Raw genomic sequence first — 21,826 nt, forward strand, 5'->3', positions numbered from 1 at the left:
ATCACTCCGCCTTGCTTTCCTCCGCAGAAGCGTCCTCCACCACAGCAGCAGCCTCCGCCTCTGCGCGGCATTCGTTGATTGCCTTCGCGTCGGCGTAAACATCCTCCGCACCCTCACGCACCGCCGTGACCGTTTTCATCACGCCCTCCTTGGCACGCAGTGCGGCGGCAGTGGTGTGGGCGTAGACCTTCTTGGCGTCCTTGCTGCCCAGCAGCTTGATGCCTGCCGTTCCGAACAGCACGCCTGCTGCAAATAAACCGAGTTTTTTCATAATGATTGTCCTCCTATATAAAATATATATGTCAAACCGATGGCCGCGATGGCGGCATCGGAATGATCTTACTGTTTCTTCTTCCCGAAATCCTATCCCAGCGCCACATCCAGCACCATCATCACGCTGAAGCCTACCGCAAAGAACACCGTTCCAAGATTCGAGTGCCGCCCCTGCGACATTTCCGGAATCAACTCCTCTACCACCACATAGAGCATGGCGCCCGCTGCAAAGCTCAGCAGATACGGCAGCGCCGGGATCACAAGCTGCGCCGCGAGAAGCGTCAGCACCGCGTCGATAGGCTCGACAACGCCGGAAAGCACGCCGCCGAGAAACGCTCGGCCCTTGTGTTCCCCCTCCGCCCGGAGCGGCATGGAGATGATCGCCCCCTCGGGAAAATTCTGAATGGCAATGCCGAGGGACAGCGCCAGTGCGCTTGCCGCAGTAATCTGCGTATTGCCCGAAAGAAAGCCTGCATACACCACGCCGACTGCCATTCCTTCCGGGATATTATGTAAGGTAACAGCCAGCACCATCATGGTGGTGCGCCCGAGCTTGCTTTTCGGACCCTCGGCCTGTTCACTTCCCACATGAAGATGGGGAATCAAACGGTCAAGCAGGAGCAAAAACAGCACGCCGACCCAAAATCCGATAAAGGCGGGGAGAAAGGACAGCTTCCCCATATCCTCCGACTGCTCAATGGCGGGGATCAGCAAGCTCCAGATGGACGCTGCCACCATCACGCCGGCGGCAAAGCCCGCAAGGGCGCGCTGCACCAGATCGCCAAGGGATTTTTTCATAAAGAACACGCAGGCCGCGCCCAGCGTTGTACCCAAGAAAGGGATCATGATTCCAAGAAAGGTTTCCATTTGTCTCACCGCCTTTGCATTGCGCTTTTATTTGTTTCTCCTGAAGCCCGCCTCATCCCGATATTCGGGATGTTCTTTTACATACGGGTCCTGATCGCCGCAGATGGTATAATCGCATCGGCAGCCATCCACGCAGGTAGTCGTCCGCACCAGCCTTGCGTGGAGCAGCTCCATGGACGCATAGTCCACATTGCACAGGGCGGGCATAATATCCGTAAGGCCGTGCCGGATGGCAAACTCCGCCGCCGGACACGATGTAAATTCATAATAAATAGGCTTGTCGGTTTCATAAGGCGCAACCGACATCTCGTAATCGTGCCATTTGTCGCAGCCGCTTTTCGCCCGCACAAACGCCTTGTACATCAGTTTCCGCCAGAACGGCTTGTTGCAGTCCACGAATTTCAGCTTGCGGAAGGTCGGCAGGATCAGATTTTCCTCCATCTCTTCAATTTCACGGAATGAAGTAGCGGCTTTGCAGACTGTGTAATAGCTCATGATGGCGATGCAGTCGTAGGTGCCGCCTACGCCGTTGTGGAAGTTCTTTTTGCCGCCCAAGTCGGTGCGCCAGTCGGAGAGGAAGTCCACATACTGCCGCTGCACCTGTTCCCATACTGTCTCCCGCTCTGCTTCCGGATAGTGCAGGGCGATTTTCGCCCGTATCTCTTTCTTGCAGGGCTTGGAATACAGCACATGGCATTTGCGGTCAAATAGGAGCTTCTTGTCCTTCATCTGTCTGCTTTTTCCTCACTTCCGCGCCGTGACGCAGAGCCAGCTTTTCTTTTTGTGTATCTGCACCTCGTGAAAACCCGCCTGCTCCAGATATGCCTTCAGCTCGGCGTCCTTGTAGATGGTCATGCCGCCGATGATCTCCGTCCACTTCTCGTCCTTGTCCGTGTCGCCACTGCTCTCGTTGCAAATGAGAAAGGTCCCGCCGACCTTCAGCACCCGGTAGACCTCCCGGAAGCATCGGGGCAGATCAGGCCAGAAATAGACGGTTTCAAAGGCTGTAACCGCATCGAACCAGTCATCTGCGAAGATCATATCCGCCACGCTGCCTTGCAGAATGGCACAGCGACCCTCCGCGATGGCGGCCTCGTTGACCTTTTTGGATTTCTCCACGCTGACGGAGGAATAGTCAATGCCCTTCACAATACCCTCCGGGCATTTTTTCAGCAGTCTCTTGATGTTCGCCCCGCCGCCGCAGCCGCAGTCCAGCACCTTGGCGTCCGGAGTAAGCTCCAAAAAGTGAAGTCCCCACCGTGCCACAGGACTGTGGCCCAGGTTCATCATGGCGACCATGAGCTTCCCGCCAAAGCCCACGGGCTTGCGGGTATTTTCAAAGAATGACATATCACACCTCCGTTTTTACACATTCCGCATAGGTTAGCGGGAAGGATGCCTTCAGAACAGCGCTTTTCCGCACCGTCCAGCCGTTTTGCTGCAGGAAGCGAAGGTATTCCTTGCTGGTCCACTTGCTGTGGAGAGGAAAGCCCGCCAGCTTCATGAAAAAAGCCTTGGCCCTGCCGGAAAAAGAGTTTCCCGCGTGGGTGAAGGTCGGCGCGATGAGCGTGCCGTCGTCTTTCAGTACCCGCTTGATTTCTTGCAGAGCTTTCTCCGGCTGCGGCACGATGTGCAGCGCGTTGGACACGATCACTACATCAAAGGACTGGTCCGCATAGGGCAGGCGGAACATATCCTGCACGGAAAAGTGCAGCTTCGCCGAGTGATTGTCCCGTTTCGCTTCTGCGATCATCTCTGCGGAGGCGTCCGTCGCCTCGATGTGCGCCGCCGCATTTACGATGTGTTTTGCGATCAATCCCGTGCCGGTCGCCAGCTCCAGCACCGTTTTATGCCGTACAACCGGCCGGATCAGCTCATACATCTCGTCATACGCCGCCCGATCCTTTCGCATAAAGCGGTCGTACCGACCGGCATTTTTGTCCCAGAAATTCTTATGATCTCTCATGTCTGTCATTCTCCTCATGGTGGGAATCCGGCCCGCTGCTACTTGGCGTATACCAGCAGTACATCGCACACCGGACAGTATTCCTCGCCCCCTTATCCCCTGTACACCCTGGCAATACCGGCGCACCGTGAAGGTGGCGGTCTCTATTTTCTTTTCGCCTTTAAGTTAGTCAGCCCTAACCGTTTGGTAGAAGAAAAGGCAGGCTATTCATAAACCGTCCCGTGTACACCTCCGCAATACAGGCCGCATGGCTGACAATTCCGATTTCTGTTCCTTGGTCAAGTGCGGGGCCCCTTCCGCTTTGCATTTCGGTTAGTCTCCTCTAATCGCTTGTTAAAAGAAAAGGCAGGACATCTGTGTACAGTCTGCCAGAGCTTATTCTTTCGTCCCTTATTATATCCATATCCTTCTTTTTGTCAACTACAATTAATGGTTTTGTCATTTTTTCATCTAACATGCGGTTTGGATATATAACAAAACCCCGTAATCAATGAGATTACAGGGTTTTTTGTTGGAGGTGACACCCGGATTTGAATTGCATCGAGTGTGTAAAATGCTGTAAACTGGTGTAAAAAAATCAAGCAATTTCAAGGCTTTCCGGGTTTGAGTGTAAAATGCTGTAAATAATTGTTAAAGCTGTAAGGGGTAAACTAAGGGGTAGAAAAGGGGTGCTTTTTAGTGCGTCAAGCCGTTTCCGAGCCATTCAACCGGCATTCTTCCATGACCTCGCGCAATTGCTCGTCACTGAGCTGCCTAACAAGCCGCTGGGCTTCTTGGAGAAGTTCCTCCATGCTGAGATTATCCATTTCATCCATTATGGCCCGCCTCCTTTTGATCTTCATTCATTTCTTTATTGGCAAGAAGTTCCTCCACGTGCTTAATAACATAGTCCAGCTGCTCGTCAAGTTCATTTAGCCGGTGCATAGTTTCTTCTTTCATGCTTTGCCTCCTGCGGATCTGCGCTTTCTCCGTGGCGCGGCCTTTTCTGCTCTGCGGCCTTCCGCAAACCCGTAATGATACCCGGACATAAAGCAGCCATAGCCGCTCCCGCGATGATACTTTTTAGCCGCAAAAGCATAGCCCAAGTTTGGCGCATAGTAAGTTTCGAGAGGATCATGCGGAAATTTTTCTTCAAACTCGCGCCAGTCTTTCAAGTCAACCTTTTCCTCTGCGTCTAAGCTGCGGACAATACCAATAACGACGCCGGTTACGCGCAATTCATCCAAAGGGATTGTTTCATTTTCTTCTCCGTCTGTGGGATCGCATACAAGGACGGTTTGCCCCTCGATAAAAAGGCGCTGGTATAAGTCTTTCTTTTTTGAGGGGGAGTACATAAGGCAAATACGCCCGTTATAATCTTTACTTTCGGTGTCAATCAAGCAAATATCGCCATCCATGAGAACGGAAAGCTCCGGCCCTTTGCGCCCGCTTGTAGTGCTGGTTCCGTCTGCTTGGCCGATGATTTTAAACAGTCTCTTTACGGAATTTTGCATAAATAAGAAACTCATTCTGTTTTTCCTCCTTGCTTTTATTTGCGGGAGGCGGTACACTATATGTACCGTCCTCCCTGCGGTGGTTGGTGGTTACGGCTCTCTGTGCCTTGCTTTGGTCGGCGGTGGCGCAGAGGGCTTTTCTAATGCTTCAATGAGAGCCATAATGCAGCGGGTGAGCTGCACAGCTCCGGCTATGGCTATGATTGTCTCCATCATGCGATACAAAACCTTCTCGCCGTGGTGGTCTTGCTGAACCGCTCCACCACATCAGGCAGAGCCTTTTTCAATGCGCTGGTGTCGATGCGGGAGGAAGTCACGGCCTTATAGGTCACTTTCCAATCCGTGCCGCTGATGGTGTCCACGCCCTCCGCGTCCATGTGGGTCTTGATGCTGTCCGTGATGCTCTCGATCTCTCCGGCCAGCTCGTCCGCCATACGGCGCAGCTCCCGCAGCTCCTTGATCTTGCTGTCCATTTCGTTGCTACTCATTATCTTTACCTCCTAATTTTGCGGGGAACTCCGGCGGCGGGGGGCGTTGCGGATTAGCGTTCTTCTCAGTGCATCTCAATCTCCCGCATCCCGATCCGCTCTTGTAGGTGTTCTTTGCATCCACCTTTGCCGGTGTCTTGGCTGTTTTCGTTTGTTCCCTTGCTATGGTCTTATTATAGCATATAGATATCTATATGCAAGTGGTAAAGTGCATAAAGATATCTATATTTATTTGGCGATTTTGCATATAGATATCTAATTCATTTTAATATATAATCTGTTGCAAGGAGGTGAAAGCATTGGGCGGAAAAAATAGTTACGAAAGCATCAAGCGATATGAAGACAAGGCATACGACAAAGTTCTTGTGCGGATGCCAAAAGGCCGGAAAGATGAAATACAGACATTCGCAGCGCAGACCGGCGAAAGCGTAAACGGCTTTATCAATCGCGCCATTGGTGAAGCTATGGGAGAAAGCCCACGGCAGCCCGCAGGAGCGCCGCAAGGCGAGGGGGCTATCCTTACCCCTGCCGCACTTAAAACGGCTCAGGAGGCCGCACAGAGAGCCGGGGAAACGGTTCCCGCGTTTGTTAGCCGTTCGGTTGAAACGCAGGCGCAACGCGACAAGGTTATGCAAGCAATGAGGACGAAAGAAAAAGCCCCGGAGGAATCCGAGACTTGACAAGGCGGGGAAAACCGCTATAATGGAAATAGAAAAAGGGTGCTGCGACAAGCGGTTAGCCCGGAGGATCTACAAGTTTACCAAAATGGAAACCGTCACCCTGCCCGGTGGCGGTTTCTGCTTTTCACAATGATCGTCACGGTGAACCGTCCGATATGTAGTGTGATACGCATAGACAGCACCCCCTTTCGGGTGGTGTGACTAACCGCCTGCCGTTCGTGCAGCACCCAGCCCATAAAGGGCTATCGACAGAATAGCACGGAAAGCAGCGAAAAGCAAGAAATATTATCTGCAAGCAAAAGGCTCACAGGATCGCCCTGTGAGCCTTTTTCGGTGGGTCACTCTGCGTCGTCCGCAGTATTGCTTTCCTCTGTGTCCTCTACGGCGGATGCCGTTACATCGATCACCTTACCCACAACATCATCCACACGCTGCTTCATAATATCGAACAAGCTGGCCATATTCTCACCTCCTCCCCTTATACCTTCAGCGGGCTTGCGCCCGTTGCGCGAATTACAGAGTTATTCTCCCTCACGATAGTGTCGAACAGCTTCTTTCCGTCCACGCTGTCAAGCACGATTGTTACATGAGTGTCACCGCCGGAAGTTTTTCCGACTTCCTCCCGGACGATTTGCCGGATCAAATCTGCGGGAGCTTCGATGTTCGTGCCATGCTTCTGATCGCCCAGCACCGCCAAAAACTCGCGGTTTGCGGGGAGGACTGCACCTCGCGCAAGGCGGGGAATCTGGAACTCCTTCAGCGGCTTAATGTTGGGATTGATCCCTTTCCCGCCTATGAACGGCACCCAATCGGGAACCGATATGTCGATTTTGTTGATTTGGGCAATGATCCAGTTTATGGCGCGGATGATGACATTCAGCACACTGGCGAAAACCCCGGCGATGGCTGTCGCAATGCCGGTAAACACTCGCTTGATGCCGTTCCATGCCCGTTCCCAATCGCCTGTAAAAACGCCCGCGATAAAATCGATGATCCCGCCCAAAATCTCTTTAAGGGTCGCAAAGGCTGCTCCGGCTAAATCCCTCACAAAGCTGAAGAGCCAGCTAAATTCTGTTTTGATAAACTCAATGATCCCGTGGAACTTGCCGCCGGTTTTTTTGTCCAGCCATGTCATAAACTTGTCTATGATCCCCTTCGCCCCGTCAATCAGCGAAAAGAGCATATCCTGCGCATTTGCCAGGAACGAGGACAGGGACTTGCTTAGCTGCTCGAAATCTCCCATGAGCAGCGCGGAAATGAATGTTGCTTCGTCCATGACCATGTTCTTGATCGCCGTTAGAGCATCCCCGATAGGTGTTCCGGCAAGATTGAATTTCTCAATCACCCAATCGATGATGCCGCCTACCGCTTCGCCCACGAAAAGCACCATCTCGGAGATAAGCTCCCGGATGTGGCCGTCGATCTTCACCACCTGATCCAGGACGCCGCCCAAATCGCCCGACAGGAGCTTTTCAAACAGTCCCTTCACATCTGTAAATATATCCCCCACAATGGTGCCGATGGTTTGCAGCTTGCCCGACAGCACATCCAGCAGCGGCGAAGCACTTTCCATGCCGTCAAAGCTCGGAGTAATCGAACCTCCGCCGCCCGCGCTGTCCGCGCTGTCCGCGCCGCTCATAACCGTTAGCTCGTCAAACGGGGCAAGATATTTGTTTGCGTTCTTTGCGGACTTCCCGACGGAATCGATGGCCTCCGACTGCTCATACAGCCCCGCCGCGTTTTTGCTCATCTGGGAAAAGGACTTGCCAAAAAGCGCAGAAATGAGCCTTGCCGCCACATTGATGATCTTCGCAATAATATTTGCAAGTGCCGTAAATACCGGGAGGATGACCTCGATAACGGGCTGGGCGAGGGTGAGCAGCGCACCGCGCAGCCGCCCAAAGGCCGCCGACGCTTCGTCGTTCTGCTTCACAGCCGCACTCATAAGATCCTTCAGCTTTCGGAAAGCTGCCGCAATCACCGAGAACACAAGGGCACGCTTTGCGATGTTCTTTATGCTTGCGCCCAGCTTTTGGGCATAAACGGACGCTTTCTCCAAAACGCTTGTCCCGCGTAGCTTTGAAACAGCGGCGCCCGCCTCCTTTTTCACCTGCGCAAGGTTTTCGGCGGCTTTCTTCGTGGATTGCTCAATATCCCTATATTTTTTATCCAGGGTTTCCGCCTCTTTGCTCTGCTTTTTCTGCAGCTCCTCCATTTCCGCGATCTGTGCCTTGCACTGTGACAGCACCTCACTGCGCCGGATGAACTCCTCCGGGCCAAGATTTTCCGTGGATGTATATGGGTTCAGCGAGCTTTCGAGGCTCTTTGTCTCGTCCCGAAGCCGCTGCATCGTGCGCTCCGTTTCTGCCAGCTCCTGCCGCTTGCTGTCCAGCGCGGCTTTTGCCGCGTCCCGCCGGGATGTTTTGTCGGAATAGGCATCCTCCGCTTTTTTAAGCTTCTTTTGTAGTCTTTCCAGCTCTTTGCCGGCATCTTTTGTGTCACACTTTACGGAAATTACAACCGCTCCGTCCGTGTTAGTTTGTAGCTGCATAGCTTACCACCTCATAGCGTTCTCCTGTATTTTTTCAGATACTTCTCCAGCCGGGGATTGGAAAGCTTACGCTCCCGCTGGTAAGCTTTGTCACAGTCCTCCATCAAAGAAAGCAGGAAGTTTGCCCACACGGGAAATCCATCCACCAGGGCATAAGTGCTGACACTCCCAAAAACCTGCTCGGAAACGCCCTCACCCAGCAGATCATCGATGGTCTGTCGGGTTTTCCCGTCCATCTTGCGCATACCGCTGACAATCTGCTTCAGGTCATCGCTTTTCATATCCTCTTCCACGGTGTCGCCGCGGTTTTTCCACATTCCGTTCAGCGTTTCAAACGCGTCGGACAGGCGGCCGATAAACTCCGTGTCCGTGGGATTGATGCGGAACACATCCTCCACGCCGTTGACGGTGTATTTCTGTACGCCGGTATCAAATGTAAGCTCTCGCATAGAAAAATTCTCCTTTTTGTATTTTCTGCCGGAGCTGTCAAAACAGCCCCGTGCTTTTTATTTTGTGATTTGGACAAGCTCAACGGGAATCCGGTATTCCCGGCTTCCATCCCGGTATTGCGCAATCGGCTTGCCGCCGTTGCCCTCGATCTGTGCAATCAGCCGTGGATCGCAGGTGGAAACATCGGCGCATTTTTCATCATTCATCCAATGGATCGTTGTTTCTCTCATTTATTGATTTCCTTTGAAATATGTTCTTGTTACATCTGCCCGCGCAACATGGCGTTGAAAAGGGTATTGCTGGCCTTGCTGTCCTTTTTCTTCTCGCTCAGATCACGGGCGTACTGCTCAATCGTTGCACCCAGCGCAGAAGCGGAAATGCGTCCGGCTGCGAGGTCGCGGCGGGCGAGGTCTGCGGCCTCCGTGTCGATGTTCTTCTGATCTACGCTGTCGAGGCTCACACTGGCACGGATCGCCTTGTATGCCTCGCCTTGCGCTTTGCGCTCCTCCTGCTCCGTGCGCTGCCGCAGTTCAGCTTTCAGGCGGCTGCGGATAGATCGGTATTCGGGATTGCTTCTTTCCAGCTCGGCCTTTGTAGCCGCGTCCAGATATGCCTCCTCGCTGTCATAGTCGCTACGGCTCACAAGGTCAAGGGCGCTGCTCAAGTCAAGCCCCAAAGCGGCCTTTGCCTTTTCTCTCACACTCTCGGCGGTTTCGATATTTGCGTTAATGTTCATGGTAAAATAATTCCCTTTCTGTTAATTTTTTCTTCCCGCTGGGATCGTCAAATCAAGCAGCAGGAGGTCGGACGACACCAGCGAATATTTCTTGCGCCAGTATTCCTCCATCTCCCCCACAAAGACCTTTGCCGACTCTTTATCGGGGAAGGTGTATGTTTTTGTGTGGCTTCCATCTCGTGCGCTGCCCGGTACACCGTTCCACTCGTGGACTTCCAGTTTGTATTCGTTTTCCCGGCCAGTTAGGAGCAGAATGTGCGGTTTCCACGAAATCCGCCGGGCATCCTGCATCAACCGGTCAACCCTGCGCTTTAAATTGCTCATTTTCGCACCTCCATCGTTCAAGTGATTGAAGCTGGTCAAGAATGTCGGTTTGCTCGCACAACTTCATTGCGTATTCCAAAATTGACCGGGCGGCGGTAATGCGAGCGCTTGCCTGTTCCTCCCTATCCTCCATGATCTCCCGCAGGGTGGAGAGGGCCGGGCTTAATGTCTGCTGCGCCTGCCGTGTGGCATCGGCAACCATGCCCCCGAACGCCTGATTGTACCGCTCCGTAAACTCGGCATCTTTCATATACTCCCGCAAGGTGCTTTCCCCAATTCCGGCGGCCTTTGCCGCCTCTGCCCTTGTACGGCACACAAGGAGGGCTTGCAGGGCTTTTTCTTTGCGCGGTGTCAATATATCACCCCTTTCTTTCGGCGGTTTCTGTGACTTTTTGGCGGTTATAGAACCCTGCCCATGACTCGATCATAGGCGGCGGAACGTGCGGGGCAAGGCTCCACATACTCGCCATTGCACATAGGCCAAAATCGCATGTGTGCCCCTTCAAATCGCAACTGCACCGCGCCGGTCTTGCCCCGTCGGTTCTTGGCGACGCTGCAGCCGATGATGCTCCTCCCGGCGTCGACTTTCCAAAGGAATAGGATCTTATTGGCAGTTTGCTCTAATTCGCCGGAGTCCCGCAAGTCCCGAAGGGTGGGCTGCTCGGTCTCATCCCTGCCTCGGTTCAGTTGCGCCAATGCGATCACCGGCACCCGCAGCTCGGCGGCCAAGTTCTTCAAGTCTCGTGAAATTTGACCCAACTCAAGGTTGCGGTTGTCATTCCGGCGGTCGGGTCTCAACAGGCCCACATAGTCGACTATGATACAAGACAAATCTTCCTGGGCCATAGCTTGGGCCCGAATGCGAGAAACCGTCATATTCGGCGCGTCACAAATGCGGATAGGGAGGGCGGACAGCTCGGAGGCGGCGTCAGCCAGCTCCTGCCAAAGGGCCTCACTTTGCGTCTGCCCGTTTACCAGGTCGGACAGCGTGACATGGTCCGTGTGCCGCACTTGCAGCCGCTCGGCTACCTCGTCGGCGGACATCTCCAGGGAATACAGCAGCACCGTGCCATGCTTCGCGGCGGCCTCCGCCAGTGATAGGGAAAATGCGCTCTTGCCCACGGCTGGGCGTGCGCCCACCAGTAACAGCTCCCCGGCACCCAAGCCCATAAGCAGCGCATCCAAATCATTGAAGCCCGTATGTAGCCGTGTTTGCGGTGCTGTCAGACCGTTCAAGTAACCTGTCAGAATGCTGGATAAGTCCGCCGGATGGGCATCTATCTTGCGCTCTAGGGCGGCCTTGCAGACGGCGGTGAGGGCTTCGGCGGTGTCCTCTCGGTTGGGGTCAGCAAGAATGTTTTCCACTGCCCGCCGCAGCTCTCGATCAACGGCGGCCTTGTGCAGCAGCTTTGCGTGGACCTCGGCATTGGCCGTGGTGGGGGCGCTATCCATGCAGAGAGCGACAAAGCTCCCGGCGGCTTCGTACTCCATCTGATCGGTCAAGGCTGTGATGGCCAGCGCCTCGTCAAAGCCCTGCCCCTTGTCCTGCGCCTGGACTGCGGCGGCGTACAAGGCAGCGCAAGGATCAATGCTGAAGTCCTCGGCGGAGAGCAAGGGACGCACCACACGCAGTACCCGCCGGGTGTCCTTCAGCACAGCACCGCAGAGTGCGTATTCGAGTTCTGTTACATCACGATGCATTGCGATTCACTCCCTCCATCCGTGCCATGAGCTGCGTAAACTGTCGGCGAAACTTTCCGGCGGAGAGGATCACGGTGTTCCAAAAATCGTCCCGCTGGGAAAAGTCCAACACTTCTGCAATAGTCTCCCACTCGTATCCGTCGATGCGGTGGAGCTTGTCCATCTGATCCGCCCATTTTTGCAGGATGGCCTCCGTTTGTGGCTTTGATTTAGGGAGCCGCTGGTGGATCTTCTTTGCCAAAAATAAAGCGCACCTGTATGCCTCGCCGTCGGGCGAGAAAGATTTCTTGTAATTCTTTTCATTCTTGTTTGTGGTCATCTGCTGGTCATTTGTTGGCCGGTTATCGGCTGTTTTGCTGGTCACTTTTTCTTCTCCACCTTGAAAAAAGTCCCAGTTTTCAATGGTTACGAGGGTAAATTTGTTGGTCGGGGTGATGGTCACATTTCCGGCAAGTTCCAGCTTATTTATCAAACGCCGAATTTTGCTTTCATCCAGCCCCAAATCCCGGCCGATTTTCTTGCGCCCTGTCACCAGTTGCCCCGGCTTGAGACGGATCATCTGATTGCCCACCATGATGTCGACCTCCGTATGCGCCGCATGCATCAGCAGATAGACCCATAGCCGCAGCAGCTCCGCATTCGAAAATATCGGCGAATCCAGCATGGAACGATGCAGTTTTACCCAGCCTTCCGCCATGTTATGCCCCTCGTTCCCGCACCCAAATTTTTAAGTCGTCCACCAACACTCTGGTACACCCGCCTAATTTAACCACGGGAAACCCATCCATCTTCGCCCAGGTATAGACCGTCGGCCGGCTGACACCCAAGAGCTGGGCAGCCTCGGCCATCGAGACCGCAATGGGAGCCGTTGAGCCCATTATTCCACCTCCTGGCTGAGAATAGAGATAGCCTGCTCAATTCTCGCCCGCTTGTCTTCCGACAAGGGGAAGCGCATCCAGCGTGTGATTGTGGGCTCGCTAACGCCAATTTGGGCTGCAATTTTCCACAGGGGTACACCGTTTGCCCGCGCCAGCCTCCGCAATGCAATGTTCTCCATTTTCAATACCTCCTTGACATGCATAATTTAATATGCTATTATCGGCTTGCTGATGATTTAATTATACTTTTCGTCGAGCGCTTGTTCAAGTATAATAAAGTAAAATTTATTCAACTTTAAATTAGTATTGGTATATTTTGCTGACAATATTACTGGAGGAGATTATGAATCGAAAAGAACAATCTTTTGAAATGGCTCGGAGGTTGAAGAAGCTGCGCAATTCAAAAAAACTATCTCATGCCAAGTTGTCAGAAGAACTTTTGCGCATATACGGCATTAAGATCAGCCGCGCAAGTCTAATGAATTACGAAATTGATGACGAATACCACAGTAGGGCGGAATCCTGCGCCAATCTTAAAATGAATGCCGAATATTTGAATTGCTTTGCAGACTTTTATGGTGTATCCACTGACTATCTTTTGTGTAGGACGGATTTAACTACCTCCGATGTAAATGCACTTGCAGTGTGCAAAGAATATGGTTTAGCTGAATCATTCTGCGAATGGCTTAAATGTTTGGAAGAATATGAGCCTACTATAAAACCTATAGTTTTAAATGGGTTAAGGTTACTATATGAAAGGGAATCGTTTGAGCAGATTTGTATTGCAGTAAACTCTTTATTTAAAGCGCACAAAGACTATCAAAAATCTCTTTTGGCGCAATATGAAATCGGTACAGATATGGCCCGAGACCTTGAAAGGCTCCGGCAAGATATGGAAGACATTGTGGAAGAAAAAAGCGGAAATCTATTCGTTGTTTTGGATCGAATTGGATGGATCGATTCGCTTAGGGCGGAAATAGAGCGCGAATTTTCCCGAATGCTTGATGAGTTGGGCCACATTGAGTAAATAACCGCCCCGGTGCCGACGCACCGAGGGCGGTTTATACAGAAAACAGGAGGAGATACAATGCCGAGAAAATCAAATACCAGGGCCGCCCAGGGGGCTGGGAGCATCCGGCAGCGGGCAGACAGCACATGGGAGGCCCGCTTTGTGGCCGGTCATGATCCCGGCACCGGAAAACCCATCCGCAAATCCGTTTATGCAAAGACCCAAAAGGAGGCCCGGCAGAAGCTGGCGCAGGCTGTGGCGGCGGTGGACAATAAAGCCTATCGGGAGCCGTGCAAGATGACGCTGGGGGAGTGGCTGGACATTTGGACGGACACCTATTTGGAGGGCGTGAAGCCCCGCACCGTTAAAATTTACAAGGATGACATACGGCTGCATATCAAGCCATATCTTGCGGCGGTCAAGCTGGAGGAGCTGGACACCCACACGGTGCAGAAGTTTTTCAATACCCTACTTACCAGCGGCAAGAAGGTGCCGAAGAGGGACGCAGACGGCAAGGCCATCCAAAGGGGAGGGGAGACGGTCTACGAATCCGCGCCGCTGTCCCCTAAGACCGTGAAGAATGTCCACGGCGTTCTGCATGGGGCGCTGCGGCAGGTGGTCGTAAATCGTTATATACCGTTGAATCCGGCGGATGGTGATTTTTGCAAGCTGCCCAAGATCCAGCGCCAGGAGATCAAGCCCCTGGACGAAACGCAAATAGCTGACTTCATGCAGGCAATCCGGGACACCCCGTTTGAAGATGCTTTCCTTGTGACCCTGTTCACCGGCCTGCGGCAAGGGGAATTGCTGGGCCTAACCTGGGACTGCGTGGCCTTTGGCACCGGCACCTTGACCATCAACAAGCAAATGCAGCTGCACCAGGAGGCGGGGATGTCCGCCTATCAACTGATCCCCACAAAAAACAGTAAGACCCGCACCATCACCGCAGCCCCATTCGTTATGGAACGGCTGAGGCATCGGAAAATGCAGCAGACAAAACACCAGCTTATGGCCGGGGCGCTATGGCAGAAAAGCGACCTTGTATTTACGGATGACCTGGGGCGGCATTTGACAAAGCCCACCCTTTACAGGGCATTCAAGCGGGCCGCCGCGTCCATCGGCAGGCCGGACGCTCGCTTTCACGATCTCCGCCATAGTTATGCCGTCGCCGCCATCCGTTCCGGAGATGACATCAAGACCGTGCAGGGCAATCTCGGACACGCCACCGCCGCCTTTACCCTGGATGTTTACGGCCATGTGACCGAGCAAATGAAGCAGGCCAGCGCCGCCCGAATGGAGCAGTTTATAAAGAGCGTTTCCGGCTCCTAAATGGGGTATAAAAATCTGTAAGGGGTAAACTAAGGGGTAAACGCCCTAAAAATGGCATAATAAAAACCCTGTAACCGTTGGCTTAACAGTGATAAGGAACTAATTTACTTATCAACTGTTAGCTGACGGTTTCCGGGGTGCATACGGACAAATCCCGTCTGATTTCTAACAGGAAGTCAGACGGGATTTTCGCTTTATATTACGAATTATGGAGGACATACCATGAAAACCTTAATATCTTGTGCCTACAATATGGATAATTGCTGTGTGGAAGTGAAATTCAGCGACGGCAGTATGATTGCGATTGACACTATCGTCGTTGAGAACGAGATTGCTGACAATATGTATCAGCGGTCAGAGCTGGATTATTTGATCTACAACGCTCCTTTGGAGTATGCAGACCTTATCTTGAACGGCGATCCCGAAACCTATTTGAAAACTGTAACAGAATACAAGCCTTGGGATAGCTGACAACACGCTGCCCGCAGGAGAAAATCCTGCGGGCGTTTTTCTGTTTATATTATTTCCCTCCGTTGGATCTCAATTTAGGAAAGAAGATGACAATCTTGAAGCTCTTTCCCCACTGGGAAGCTGCTTCCAGATGAAGATTTAGATCGTCGGCCATCTTCTTAACCAGGTAAAGTCCCATACCGGTAGCCTTCTTTCTGCTGTCAGTAGAATCCCCGGTAAAGCCCTTTTGAAAAATGTACGGCAGATTATATTTTTTTACGCCAATGCCGTTATCTTCAACAGAAAGGATATCTGCAGTCTCCGAATGTATCACGGAAATTGTAAGCATGGGACTATCGCTGCTATATTTGATGGCATTGCTAACGATTTGTCCCAACATAAACTGAAGTCCTCTACGGTCTGTATAGACTGTTTCAGATTGCAGTTTGTTGAGAATGACAAAATGCTTCTCTTCAAGAAGTGGGGCATAGTCCTCCAGAACTTCACCCAAGCAGTCATTCAAATTGACATCCTCAAATCGGTAATCCTTTGTACTGCTCTTCAACCGGGCATAGTACAGCATCTGCGTGACATCCTCCTGAAGCTGACTGCGGACATAATCCAGCTTTGCTTGCAGGGAAGGAGAGATTTCATCGTTCCGGTTATCCAAGAGCATGGTCAGCAACGATAGGGGCGTTTTCGCTTCATGTGCCCAGCCCTCCACGTATTCTTCATAGTCCCGTAGGGCATCCGCCATATTGTTACTCTCGTTTTTGTATTCCCGTAAAACCGAAGCCAAAAATCGGACAGATTCTCCTTCTTTCTGACTAATGGCACTGAGCAGCCGTTCTTCATTGCAGATGGTAGGATCACTGAGGAAATCTCGGAACAGTTCCATGTGGGTGTTCTCCCTCTTGTTTAGTACAAACAGAATCGCTGAAAACAAAAGGATGCTCGTCAGAACTACTAACCCGATCAAGGTTTGAAATACCTGAATGTCAGAAATCCAAAGAATGACAGCGCAAAAGCAATCCACGCCCAGCAGCAACAGAAGCCAGGGGTAGTACCGTTCTATCATGTGCCAAAGCTGCTTCATAGAGACACCTCCGCTTCCAAACGGTAGCCCATTCCTCGAACTGCAACGATTCGCTGCTTCATTTCAAGGGCGGACATCGTTTTTTTCAGCCGGGTTAGGTTAACCTGCAAGGCATTTTCATCTATGTATTCCGTGGTTCCCCATAGTGCCATGCAAAGCTGCTCCGTCGTGACCAGAGCATCGCCGCCGGACAAAAGAGCGACCAACAGTTTTCCCTGATTTTTTGGAAGCACCACAGAGGTATTATGAATATAAAGCGTGTAGGTCTGCTGGTCTAACAGGAAATCTGGTCCCTCTATGAGATTGGTACGGCCTTCATACCTTTTGAGAATATTGGATACCCTGGCAAGAAGTCGATCTTTTCTGCACGGCTTCGTCAAATATTCATCGGCACCCAACTGGAACGCTTGCAGTTCATCCTTTACCTGATCTCTGGAAGTCAGCACCAGGACGGGGATAGCAGTTTTATTCTTTAGCTCCTGGCAGATTTGAAAGCCACTGATCTCCGGCAAGTTCAGGTCTAAGATCACAAGGTCAGGGCGGAGGGCTGCCAAGAGCCGAGCGGCATCTTCAAACTCGGTAATTGCCTCCACAAGATAGCCGTCCTTTTGGAGCATATCGCAGAGTTCTTCCCGCATATAGACTTCATCTTCCACAACAGCAATTCTTTTCATGACAGCACCTCCTTCCAAATTATTCTTCTCTCTGCGGCTGCATCAGTGTCAGCAAATACCGATCACTGGAGCGCTTGACCACTCTCATATAAATATATTCTATCACGCAAAGTAGTAAAATCATAGCAGCAGATACAAGCAGCATTGCAGACACTGTCCCACGGGTTCGGGACGAGAGTATCCCTGTAAATAACGCCCTGACTCCAAACAGACTGCTGACAGCCGCAACCAATACAGGAAGTCCCATAAACCAGGTAATTTGCTTTCCAGCAGACTGGCAAAGGGTTTCGTAAGTAGCTCCCAGGCGGATCAGGGTCTGGTATCTGCGCCCGGTTTTCTGCTGACTCATCAGGAACTGAACACCCACGATGGTGTTGGCAACTACCAGGAAAACAATCGCAAGATAGAGGGTAATATAACTGGATGCTATGGTGTAGAAAAGCTGACGACCTATATTCTGAAGATAGCTTTCATATTCAATGCCAGTTTCGTCCAGCTTCTCGTTCAAATCCAAATATGCAGTCATAAGGCTATTTCCATCCAGAGCCTGCTCACTGAGCACCGCATTGACATAGGTATCATACATTCCCTGGCTATAATATAGGAATGCTTCATCCGGAAGAATCAATGCAAAGGACAAGGTTATAGAACGGTCCGTGACCAAATTCACAGACTGAACCTCTCCTGTAAGATGAATCGGACTACCATCCAGTTCCACCTTGGGCTGTCCGGCCAATACTTGGTTCAGCATTGCGGTACGACTTACCGTAGTAAACTCTGTATCAATATAGACAGCGGCCTCCTTTTCGCCTAATTGGAGAGCCGGTTTGCCGGACAATTCCAACAAACGATTATAGTCCGATAAACAAATCAAATATGGGTATGTGGCATAACCAAGATTGTTCAGAAGGACATCCCGGTCTTCCGACTGGGGCAGGCTCCGAAGAGAGTCCATAACAGCGTCCATGCTGTAGGCATTATCATAATCTTCTGTGGTGCGAATACGCCCAACCCTCATTTCAAAAAGCTCTGAAAATTGATTTTCCAAACCGTTTTCTTTCAGGGCTGCCTTTATATTCGGAAGAACCTGCGATGAATCTTCTGCAGTATGATCTTCAAAAGTATAGTCGATTACATGGCCAGAAGACAGGCTATTCGTTCCTGCAATTCCTACGCCCGCACCAAAACAACACAGCGCCGCCAGAATCAGCAGGGAGCTGATGGCCATGGAGGTTGACTGATGAATAACATTCTCCTGAATCTGCCGGAAGGTAAATACATGAAGCTGCTTATTTCCTTTTCCTTTCTTAACAATCAAAGCAATCAGCGCACGCATCCCATAGAAAAGCAGCATCGTACCAACTATGCCCAACAGCAAAGTCAGTCCCATCATACTTACCTTTGTCCATGCAATTCCCTGAATCGCCATGTAGTAAGCCACTGCCAACATCACACTTCCGCATATAGCAGCCAGTCCATAGATAACAGATGGCATTTGCTTTTTGGGGCGGTTCGTTGGCTGGGATAGCAAAGTACCGATCTCCTGGCGGCTGATTCGTCCACTCAAAATCAGAAGTGCCGTCAGCTTAATTGCCAGAAATCCTGCCAGCGTCCATTCAATTGCAGACCAGGATAAAGAAAACTGATGACCGATGATCCCCATGCCTACCAGCTTGGCGGTGACAAGACTGACAATTTCTGAAAGCACCACAGCCACAGGTAAGCCTATGAGCATGGCAAGAATACTGGTCAGGAAATCTTCCGCCAGAAGCATACCAAACAGTTTACTTCTACGCATCCCCAACATTAGATAAACACCAAACTCATGCCGTCTGCGCTCGAACTGATACTTGCAGGCAAAATAGATCAAAAAGAACAGAATACCGAGGGTCATCCCATAAAACGCAGGAATCAGAAGCAGGAGTTTGTCAACTGCGTCACTCTCCATTTTCTGCAAAAAGAGCATCACATCTTGAGTGGAGATGGAAAGAATCATGTAAAAGGCAACAATAGAAATCACCAGGGAGCTGAAAAACAGACCGTTTTCCTTTCGGCTGCGGTGGCTGTTCCGAAGAATGAGATTAGAGAACATTTGCGCTGCCCCCTCCCAGTTGCGCCATCACCTTCAGGATGCGCCCGTAGAACTCCTGCTGGCTTTCGTCTCCACGCCGAAGCTCATGAAAGATCACGCCGTCCTGGATGAACAGAATGCGCTTGCAAAAGCTGGCGGCATTGGAATCATGGGTTACCATCAGGATCGTAGCTTGTTCGTCACGATTCAGGCCGGACAGCTTCTCCATAAGACTTCTTGCGTTCTTAGAATCCAGCGCACCCGTCGGTTCATCGGCAAGGATCATTTGGGGATGTAAGATCAGAGCCCTTGCTGCCGCAACACGCTGACGCTGGCCGCCGGACATCTTGGACGGAAACTTATCCAGAACATCAGTGATTTCCAGATAGTCAGCCAACTGCTTCAGCCGCTGGCTGCTTTCTGCTTCGGATACCCCATGCAAGGAAGTCGGGAGCAGGATGTTTTCCCTGCCAGTCAGGTTGTCCAGCAATTCAAAGTTCTGGAATAGATAACCAACTTTTTTGCCACGGTACTCTGCAAGAGCCTTTCCCTTGAGGGATTGCAGAGTATCGCCTTCCACCTGAATGCTTCCACCTGTGGGTTGAATCACAGTCGCAATACAATTGAGCAGTGTGGATTTACCGGAACCGCTGCTTCCCATAATGCCGAGAAACTCTCCCGGCATCACCTGGAAGGTGATCCCATTCAGTGCCTTTGTTTGACTTGGCACATTGCCATAGATTTTTGTTAAATTTTCAATATTCAAAATGGGTTTCATGTGAATACCTCCTATCATTTGTAATAAAATGATAGCATGGGAACACAGCAAATACCACTTACAGTGGTTGTAAGGATTCAAGATATAAGTGGCGGCTCAAGGGGGACGAGCATATATTTTGTAAGAGCATCAGGCGACAATGATAAAATATACCGGATCGCCTCCTTGGCAAACCAGTTCGTTTTAATTGTATCCCAATCAGCAAGTCGGATAATCTCTGCTGTGCCGTTCTCAAAATCAACTGAAATTTCGCCCCATTCGCCGTCGCAGTCTGCTTGATATTCGTAGATTGCGGCGGCGATTTTCTTTTTGCGCTTGGTTTTGGTTTTCTGTTTCAGCCGGACAGCATGGAGCGCACCTTCGGCAACCAGCAGTTCTGTCAGTTTGTCCACCGCTTTCCGGTAGGCTCGCTCTGCACCGCTGGCTGTGCTGCCCTCAAACATAATCGCCAATTCTTCAAAAGTGGGGCGGTTCTTCCATGAGCCAACTCGCCCGCAGGTCATACAGATTGCTAACCGTTTTTCGAGCAAGGTCTGTTCCCGGTAATTCAGCTTCTCAAATGCCCGCTGTACCTTTTCTGCTTGTATGCCGTTCCAGAGGATGTCGGTATAGTTCCAGCTATCGTCAAGGGCTATATCCTCGCCTGTTTCCTCGCCGTCCTCGTCCGTTATATAGAACGGCTGCTGGTTGCGGATTCCACGGACAACTTTCAGATATTCTTCCGCAAGAGCAAGGTCGCAGTTATACTTCTTGGAAAACTGGTTGACCGCATCTTTGGTGTTATGGTACAGCCACGCCATTGATCGCACCATTTTGTAATTGGTCAGAGAGGATACCGACCATTTTTCTTCGCCCATGCGGAAACGGAGCATAGAATCCCAGATGAACGGATAGATGTATGTAGCATACTCCGCACCCTTGGCAGGATCATAGTCCATCAGCTTTTGGAGCATTTGCTCCCGGCAGGAGATCTTTATATCGATAAATCGGTCTGTGTCGTACAGATTGCCGCCGTCCACACTGAGAAAGCCTTTGATGCGCTTGTTGAGCTGCGTTTCGTAGTGGTGCAGAAAGAACGAAAAATATAGCAAATTCTTTTCCCGCAAAGCAGACAGGATATATTCATTCAGACTGTCCACCGCTGGCGGTTCCGGTTCCAGTTGGAAGATGCGCTCTGCCACATAGGGGATGATGCCGTCACCGTGTGGATTAACTTGGTGCTTCGGTATGTATCCGGTCATGTTCCACGAAAAATCATTTAGCATAGCGCACCTCCCTTCTAAGTAATCAGCGGGAATAATTAACCATAATTCCAAGTTTGTCTTGCAGCATTTATATTATCCAGAAGAACAGATGCAGGATTTGCCTCGTAATAGTACGTGCTCATATCCAAAATGCCTTCTTCCATTTCACCCCACTCTGCTGTGCGAGAAACAAAGATTCTATTATATACACACCAATCGCATGTGGTGGTGAAAGCAGCAATATCTGCAAAGTCTTTTGGAAATACAATTCTTCTTCCATTTGATGTTGGCTTAAGATAGTTCTCCATTATTTCTTTGAAATTCTTCAGATCATAATCCGTAGCGTTTTCCAAAGCTTTACAGACAATCAATTCTTCGTGCGTGAATTCTGTAAGTGTTTCTAAATGGTTTGCAAGAATTAGACCATAAATAACGCAAACCTTTGGGCATTCTGCATTTACGGTTTGTTTGAACAGATTGGCTACGATAATAGCCTTTTCCGGGCTGGAGTTTACATAGTTGTAAAGCTCGTTCAATCTTCTTTCGAGATTAAAGCCAGATGCAAGACCGTTCAGTAGATGGCCGAGTTTGAAGGTATTGTATTCAGATAGAAGATCATTTCCTATTCCGCCTACAATTCCCGCAACTGGGTTTACTACGCCCAACACACCAATAGAGCCAGAACGGATTATTTTGGTCATAGGATTGTCCATAACCCGGCTAAGCGCATTCCCAATATCAGTTAAATCATATTTCTGTGCCATTACA

The 21,826-nt window shown here is 50.9% G+C and carries 31 protein-coding genes; 4 read left to right on the plus strand and 27 right to left on the minus strand.

Annotated features, from left to right (window positions below; all coding sequences use genetic code 11):
* Window position 1 precedes the first annotated feature (1 nt).
* The 10 genes from KI236_RS04490 to KI236_RS04520 form a co-directional block, all read right to left on the minus strand.
* Complete coding sequence (locus tag KI236_RS04490) at window positions 2–271, minus strand: DUF6110 family protein (protein WP_177840668.1); 270 nt, start codon at window positions 269–271, stop codon at window positions 2–4.
* 92 nt (window positions 272–363) lie between these two features.
* The gene (locus tag KI236_RS04495) at window positions 364–1,140 is read right to left on the minus strand and encodes a ZIP family metal transporter (protein WP_212819681.1); all 777 of its coding nucleotides are present in this window, start codon (window positions 1,138–1,140) and stop codon (window positions 364–366) included.
* A gap of 27 nt (window positions 1,141–1,167) precedes the next feature.
* On the minus strand, window positions 1,168–1,869 hold the full coding sequence (locus tag KI236_RS04500) for an L-2-amino-thiazoline-4-carboxylic acid hydrolase (RefSeq protein ID WP_212819683.1): 702 nt from the start codon (window positions 1,867–1,869) through the stop codon (window positions 1,168–1,170).
* Window positions 1,870–1,884: 15 nt separating this feature from the next.
* The gene (locus KI236_RS04505; RefSeq protein ID WP_212819685.1) at window positions 1,885–2,490 is read right to left on the minus strand and encodes a class I SAM-dependent methyltransferase; all 606 of its coding nucleotides are present in this window, start codon (window positions 2,488–2,490) and stop codon (window positions 1,885–1,887) included.
* 1 nt (window position 2,491) lies between these two features.
* Window positions 2,492–3,106, minus strand: a complete 615-nt coding sequence (locus KI236_RS04510; protein ID WP_212819687.1) for a class I SAM-dependent methyltransferase — start codon at window positions 3,104–3,106, stop codon at window positions 2,492–2,494.
* Window positions 3,107–3,789: 683 nt separating this feature from the next.
* Complete coding sequence (locus KI236_RS12230; RefSeq protein WP_268978125.1) at window positions 3,790–3,921, minus strand: hypothetical protein; 132 nt, start codon at window positions 3,919–3,921, stop codon at window positions 3,790–3,792.
* A complete protein-coding gene (locus KI236_RS12235; RefSeq protein WP_268978126.1) occupies window positions 3,914–4,045 on the minus strand; it encodes a hypothetical protein in 132 nt (43 codons plus the stop codon). The genes KI236_RS12230 and KI236_RS12235 overlap by 8 nt, the downstream gene beginning before the upstream one ends.
* Window positions 4,042–4,614, minus strand: coding sequence for a hypothetical protein (locus tag KI236_RS04515; RefSeq protein WP_212819690.1), 573 nt, complete (start codon window positions 4,612–4,614; stop codon window positions 4,042–4,044). The genes KI236_RS12235 and KI236_RS04515 overlap by 4 nt, the downstream gene beginning before the upstream one ends.
* 75 nt (window positions 4,615–4,689) lie before the next feature.
* Window positions 4,690–4,815 (minus strand): hypothetical protein, encoded by a 126-nt coding sequence (locus KI236_RS12240; RefSeq protein ID WP_268978127.1) that lies wholly within the window; start codon window positions 4,813–4,815, stop codon window positions 4,690–4,692.
* Entirely contained in the window at window positions 4,812–5,087 is a 276-nt protein-coding gene (locus KI236_RS04520) for a hypothetical protein (protein ID WP_212819692.1), read from the minus strand. Before KI236_RS04520 ends, KI236_RS12240 begins: the two co-directional genes overlap by 4 nt.
* A 299-nt stretch (window positions 5,088–5,386) precedes the next feature.
* Between KI236_RS04520 and KI236_RS04525 the strand changes: the two genes are divergently transcribed.
* Window positions 5,387–5,767: a hypothetical protein gene (locus tag KI236_RS04525; protein WP_212819694.1), complete on the plus strand. Its 381-nt coding sequence runs from the start codon at window positions 5,387–5,389 to the stop codon at window positions 5,765–5,767.
* Window positions 5,768–6,105: 338 nt separating this feature from the next.
* Here the strand turns inward: KI236_RS04525 and KI236_RS12245 are convergent, their stop codons facing one another.
* The 11 genes from KI236_RS12245 to KI236_RS04575 form a co-directional block, all read right to left on the minus strand.
* Window positions 6,106–6,228, minus strand: a complete 123-nt coding sequence (locus KI236_RS12245) for a hypothetical protein (RefSeq protein ID WP_268978128.1) — start codon at window positions 6,226–6,228, stop codon at window positions 6,106–6,108.
* A 17-nt stretch (window positions 6,229–6,245) separates the two neighbouring features.
* The gene (locus KI236_RS04530) at window positions 6,246–8,318 is read right to left on the minus strand and encodes a phage tail protein (protein WP_212819696.1); all 2,073 of its coding nucleotides are present in this window, start codon (window positions 8,316–8,318) and stop codon (window positions 6,246–6,248) included.
* A gap of 11 nt (window positions 8,319–8,329) precedes the next feature.
* Window positions 8,330–8,767: a hypothetical protein gene (locus KI236_RS04535; protein WP_212819698.1), complete on the minus strand. Its 438-nt coding sequence runs from the start codon at window positions 8,765–8,767 to the stop codon at window positions 8,330–8,332.
* Between the two features lie 57 nt (window positions 8,768–8,824).
* Window positions 8,825–8,998 carry a hypothetical protein gene (locus tag KI236_RS04540; protein WP_212819700.1) on the minus strand — a complete coding sequence of 58 codons (174 nt, stop codon included), beginning with the start codon at window positions 8,996–8,998 and terminating at the stop codon, window positions 8,825–8,827.
* A gap of 29 nt (window positions 8,999–9,027) precedes the next feature.
* The gene (locus KI236_RS04545; protein WP_212819702.1) at window positions 9,028–9,504 is read right to left on the minus strand and encodes a hypothetical protein; all 477 of its coding nucleotides are present in this window, start codon (window positions 9,502–9,504) and stop codon (window positions 9,028–9,030) included.
* Window positions 9,505–9,525: 21 nt separating this feature from the next.
* The gene (locus KI236_RS04550; protein ID WP_212819704.1) at window positions 9,526–9,828 is read right to left on the minus strand and encodes a hypothetical protein; all 303 of its coding nucleotides are present in this window, start codon (window positions 9,826–9,828) and stop codon (window positions 9,526–9,528) included.
* A complete protein-coding gene (locus tag KI236_RS04555) occupies window positions 9,803–10,078 on the minus strand; it encodes a hypothetical protein (RefSeq protein WP_212819706.1) in 276 nt (91 codons plus the stop codon). Before KI236_RS04555 ends, KI236_RS04550 begins: the two co-directional genes overlap by 26 nt.
* A gap of 149 nt (window positions 10,079–10,227) precedes the next feature.
* A complete protein-coding gene (locus KI236_RS04560) occupies window positions 10,228–11,529 on the minus strand; it encodes a replicative DNA helicase (protein WP_212819708.1) in 1,302 nt (433 codons plus the stop codon).
* Window positions 11,519–12,226, minus strand: a complete 708-nt coding sequence (locus KI236_RS04565) for a hypothetical protein (protein WP_212819710.1) — start codon at window positions 12,224–12,226, stop codon at window positions 11,519–11,521. The genes KI236_RS04560 and KI236_RS04565 overlap by 11 nt, the downstream gene beginning before the upstream one ends.
* A 1-nt stretch (window position 12,227) precedes the next feature.
* Window positions 12,228–12,407 carry a helix-turn-helix transcriptional regulator gene (locus tag KI236_RS12350; RefSeq protein WP_212819712.1) on the minus strand — a complete coding sequence of 60 codons (180 nt, stop codon included), beginning with the start codon at window positions 12,405–12,407 and terminating at the stop codon, window positions 12,228–12,230.
* Window positions 12,407–12,586 carry a helix-turn-helix domain-containing protein gene (locus KI236_RS04575; protein WP_212819714.1) on the minus strand — a complete coding sequence of 60 codons (180 nt, stop codon included), beginning with the start codon at window positions 12,584–12,586 and terminating at the stop codon, window positions 12,407–12,409. Before KI236_RS04575 ends, KI236_RS12350 begins: the two co-directional genes overlap by 1 nt.
* A gap of 164 nt (window positions 12,587–12,750) precedes the next feature.
* On the opposite strand from KI236_RS04575, the gene KI236_RS04580 reads away from it, so the two are divergent.
* The 3 genes from KI236_RS04580 to KI236_RS04590 all read left to right on the plus strand — a co-directional run bounded on the left by KI236_RS04580 (window position 12,751) and on the right by KI236_RS04590 (window position 15,216).
* Window positions 12,751–13,434: a hypothetical protein gene (locus tag KI236_RS04580; protein WP_212819716.1), complete on the plus strand. Its 684-nt coding sequence runs from the start codon at window positions 12,751–12,753 to the stop codon at window positions 13,432–13,434.
* Window positions 13,435–13,494: 60 nt separating this feature from the next.
* Window positions 13,495–14,745 (plus strand): tyrosine-type recombinase/integrase, encoded by a 1,251-nt coding sequence (locus KI236_RS04585; protein WP_212819718.1) that lies wholly within the window; start codon window positions 13,495–13,497, stop codon window positions 14,743–14,745.
* Between the two features lie 222 nt (window positions 14,746–14,967).
* Window positions 14,968–15,216 carry a DUF6061 family protein gene (locus KI236_RS04590; RefSeq protein WP_033121501.1) on the plus strand — a complete coding sequence of 83 codons (249 nt, stop codon included), beginning with the start codon at window positions 14,968–14,970 and terminating at the stop codon, window positions 15,214–15,216.
* 49 nt (window positions 15,217–15,265) lie between these two features.
* Here KI236_RS04590 and KI236_RS04595 read toward each other — a convergent pair whose 3' ends face one another.
* From KI236_RS04595 to KI236_RS04620, 6 genes are all read right to left on the minus strand, one after another.
* A complete protein-coding gene (locus KI236_RS04595; protein WP_055228679.1) occupies window positions 15,266–16,291 on the minus strand; it encodes a sensor histidine kinase in 1,026 nt (341 codons plus the stop codon).
* Window positions 16,288–16,965 carry a response regulator transcription factor gene (locus KI236_RS04600; RefSeq protein WP_055228678.1) on the minus strand — a complete coding sequence of 226 codons (678 nt, stop codon included), beginning with the start codon at window positions 16,963–16,965 and terminating at the stop codon, window positions 16,288–16,290. Before KI236_RS04600 ends, KI236_RS04595 begins: the two co-directional genes overlap by 4 nt.
* Window positions 16,966–16,984: 19 nt before the next feature.
* Window positions 16,985–19,057 carry an ABC transporter permease gene (locus tag KI236_RS04605; RefSeq protein ID WP_212819720.1) on the minus strand — a complete coding sequence of 691 codons (2,073 nt, stop codon included), beginning with the start codon at window positions 19,055–19,057 and terminating at the stop codon, window positions 16,985–16,987.
* The gene (locus KI236_RS04610; protein WP_033121505.1) at window positions 19,047–19,814 is read right to left on the minus strand and encodes an ABC transporter ATP-binding protein; all 768 of its coding nucleotides are present in this window, start codon (window positions 19,812–19,814) and stop codon (window positions 19,047–19,049) included. Before KI236_RS04610 ends, KI236_RS04605 begins: the two co-directional genes overlap by 11 nt.
* 77 nt (window positions 19,815–19,891) lie before the next feature.
* The gene (locus KI236_RS04615) at window positions 19,892–21,079 is read right to left on the minus strand and encodes a sigma-70 family RNA polymerase sigma factor (RefSeq protein WP_033121506.1); all 1,188 of its coding nucleotides are present in this window, start codon (window positions 21,077–21,079) and stop codon (window positions 19,892–19,894) included.
* A gap of 35 nt (window positions 21,080–21,114) precedes the next feature.
* A complete protein-coding gene (locus KI236_RS04620; RefSeq protein WP_055228676.1) occupies window positions 21,115–21,822 on the minus strand; it encodes a hypothetical protein in 708 nt (235 codons plus the stop codon).
* Between the last annotated feature and the right edge of the window lie 4 nt (window positions 21,823–21,826).

This window comes from Vescimonas fastidiosa (genome assembly GCF_018326305.1).
GTDB lineage: Bacteria > Bacillota > Clostridia > Oscillospirales > Oscillospiraceae > Vescimonas > Vescimonas fastidiosa.

Bases quoted from the DNA above. Each gene is read 5' to 3' on its own strand.
- KI236_RS04490 (WP_177840668.1), bottom strand. From the start codon at position 271: ATGAAAAAACTCGGTTTATTTGCAGCAGGCGTGCTGTTCGGAACGGCA.
- KI236_RS04495 (WP_212819681.1), bottom strand. From the start codon at position 1,140: ATGGAAACCTTTCTTGGAATCATGATCCCTTTCTTGGGTACAACGCTG.
- KI236_RS04500 (WP_212819683.1), bottom strand. From the start codon at position 1,869: ATGAAGGACAAGAAGCTCCTATTTGACCGCAAATGCCATGTGCTGTAT.
- KI236_RS04505 (WP_212819685.1), bottom strand. From the start codon at position 2,490: ATGTCATTCTTTGAAAATACCCGCAAGCCCGTGGGCTTTGGCGGGAAG.
- KI236_RS04510 (WP_212819687.1), bottom strand. From the start codon at position 3,106: ATGAGAGATCATAAGAATTTCTGGGACAAAAATGCCGGTCGGTACGAC.
- KI236_RS12230 (WP_268978125.1), bottom strand. From the start codon at position 3,921: ATGGATGAAATGGATAATCTCAGCATGGAGGAACTTCTCCAAGAAGCC.
- KI236_RS12235 (WP_268978126.1), bottom strand. From the start codon at position 4,045: ATGAAAGAAGAAACTATGCACCGGCTAAATGAACTTGACGAGCAGCTG.
- KI236_RS04515 (WP_212819690.1), bottom strand. From the start codon at position 4,614: ATGAGTTTCTTATTTATGCAAAATTCCGTAAAGAGACTGTTTAAAATC.
- KI236_RS12240 (WP_268978127.1), bottom strand. From the start codon at position 4,815: ATGATGGAGACAATCATAGCCATAGCCGGAGCTGTGCAGCTCACCCGC.
- KI236_RS04520 (WP_212819692.1), bottom strand. From the start codon at position 5,087: ATGAGTAGCAACGAAATGGACAGCAAGATCAAGGAGCTGCGGGAGCTG.
- KI236_RS12245 (WP_268978128.1), bottom strand. From the start codon at position 6,228: ATGGCCAGCTTGTTCGATATTATGAAGCAGCGTGTGGATGATGTTGTG.
- KI236_RS04530 (WP_212819696.1), bottom strand. From the start codon at position 8,318: ATGCAGCTACAAACTAACACGGACGGAGCGGTTGTAATTTCCGTAAAG.
- KI236_RS04535 (WP_212819698.1), bottom strand. From the start codon at position 8,767: ATGCGAGAGCTTACATTTGATACCGGCGTACAGAAATACACCGTCAAC.
- KI236_RS04540 (WP_212819700.1), bottom strand. From the start codon at position 8,998: ATGAGAGAAACAACGATCCATTGGATGAATGATGAAAAATGCGCCGAT.
- KI236_RS04545 (WP_212819702.1), bottom strand. From the start codon at position 9,504: ATGAACATTAACGCAAATATCGAAACCGCCGAGAGTGTGAGAGAAAAG.
- KI236_RS04550 (WP_212819704.1), bottom strand. From the start codon at position 9,828: ATGAGCAATTTAAAGCGCAGGGTTGACCGGTTGATGCAGGATGCCCGG.
- KI236_RS04555 (WP_212819706.1), bottom strand. From the start codon at position 10,078: ATGAAAGATGCCGAGTTTACGGAGCGGTACAATCAGGCGTTCGGGGGC.
- KI236_RS04560 (WP_212819708.1), bottom strand. From the start codon at position 11,529: ATGCATCGTGATGTAACAGAACTCGAATACGCACTCTGCGGTGCTGTG.
- KI236_RS04565 (WP_212819710.1), bottom strand. From the start codon at position 12,226: ATGGCGGAAGGCTGGGTAAAACTGCATCGTTCCATGCTGGATTCGCCG.
- KI236_RS12350 (WP_212819712.1), bottom strand. From the start codon at position 12,407: ATGGGCTCAACGGCTCCCATTGCGGTCTCGATGGCCGAGGCTGCCCAG.
- KI236_RS04575 (WP_212819714.1), bottom strand. From the start codon at position 12,586: ATGGAGAACATTGCATTGCGGAGGCTGGCGCGGGCAAACGGTGTACCC.
- KI236_RS04580 (WP_212819716.1), top strand. From the start codon at position 12,751: ATGAATCGAAAAGAACAATCTTTTGAAATGGCTCGGAGGTTGAAGAAG.
- KI236_RS04585 (WP_212819718.1), top strand. From the start codon at position 13,495: ATGCCGAGAAAATCAAATACCAGGGCCGCCCAGGGGGCTGGGAGCATC.
- KI236_RS04590 (WP_033121501.1), top strand. From the start codon at position 14,968: ATGAAAACCTTAATATCTTGTGCCTACAATATGGATAATTGCTGTGTG.
- KI236_RS04595 (WP_055228679.1), bottom strand. From the start codon at position 16,291: ATGAAGCAGCTTTGGCACATGATAGAACGGTACTACCCCTGGCTTCTG.
- KI236_RS04600 (WP_055228678.1), bottom strand. From the start codon at position 16,965: ATGAAAAGAATTGCTGTTGTGGAAGATGAAGTCTATATGCGGGAAGAA.
- KI236_RS04605 (WP_212819720.1), bottom strand. From the start codon at position 19,057: ATGTTCTCTAATCTCATTCTTCGGAACAGCCACCGCAGCCGAAAGGAA.
- KI236_RS04610 (WP_033121505.1), bottom strand. From the start codon at position 19,814: ATGAAACCCATTTTGAATATTGAAAATTTAACAAAAATCTATGGCAAT.
- KI236_RS04615 (WP_033121506.1), bottom strand. From the start codon at position 21,079: ATGCTAAATGATTTTTCGTGGAACATGACCGGATACATACCGAAGCAC.
- KI236_RS04620 (WP_055228676.1), bottom strand. From the start codon at position 21,822: ATGGCACAGAAATATGATTTAACTGATATTGGGAATGCGCTTAGCCGG.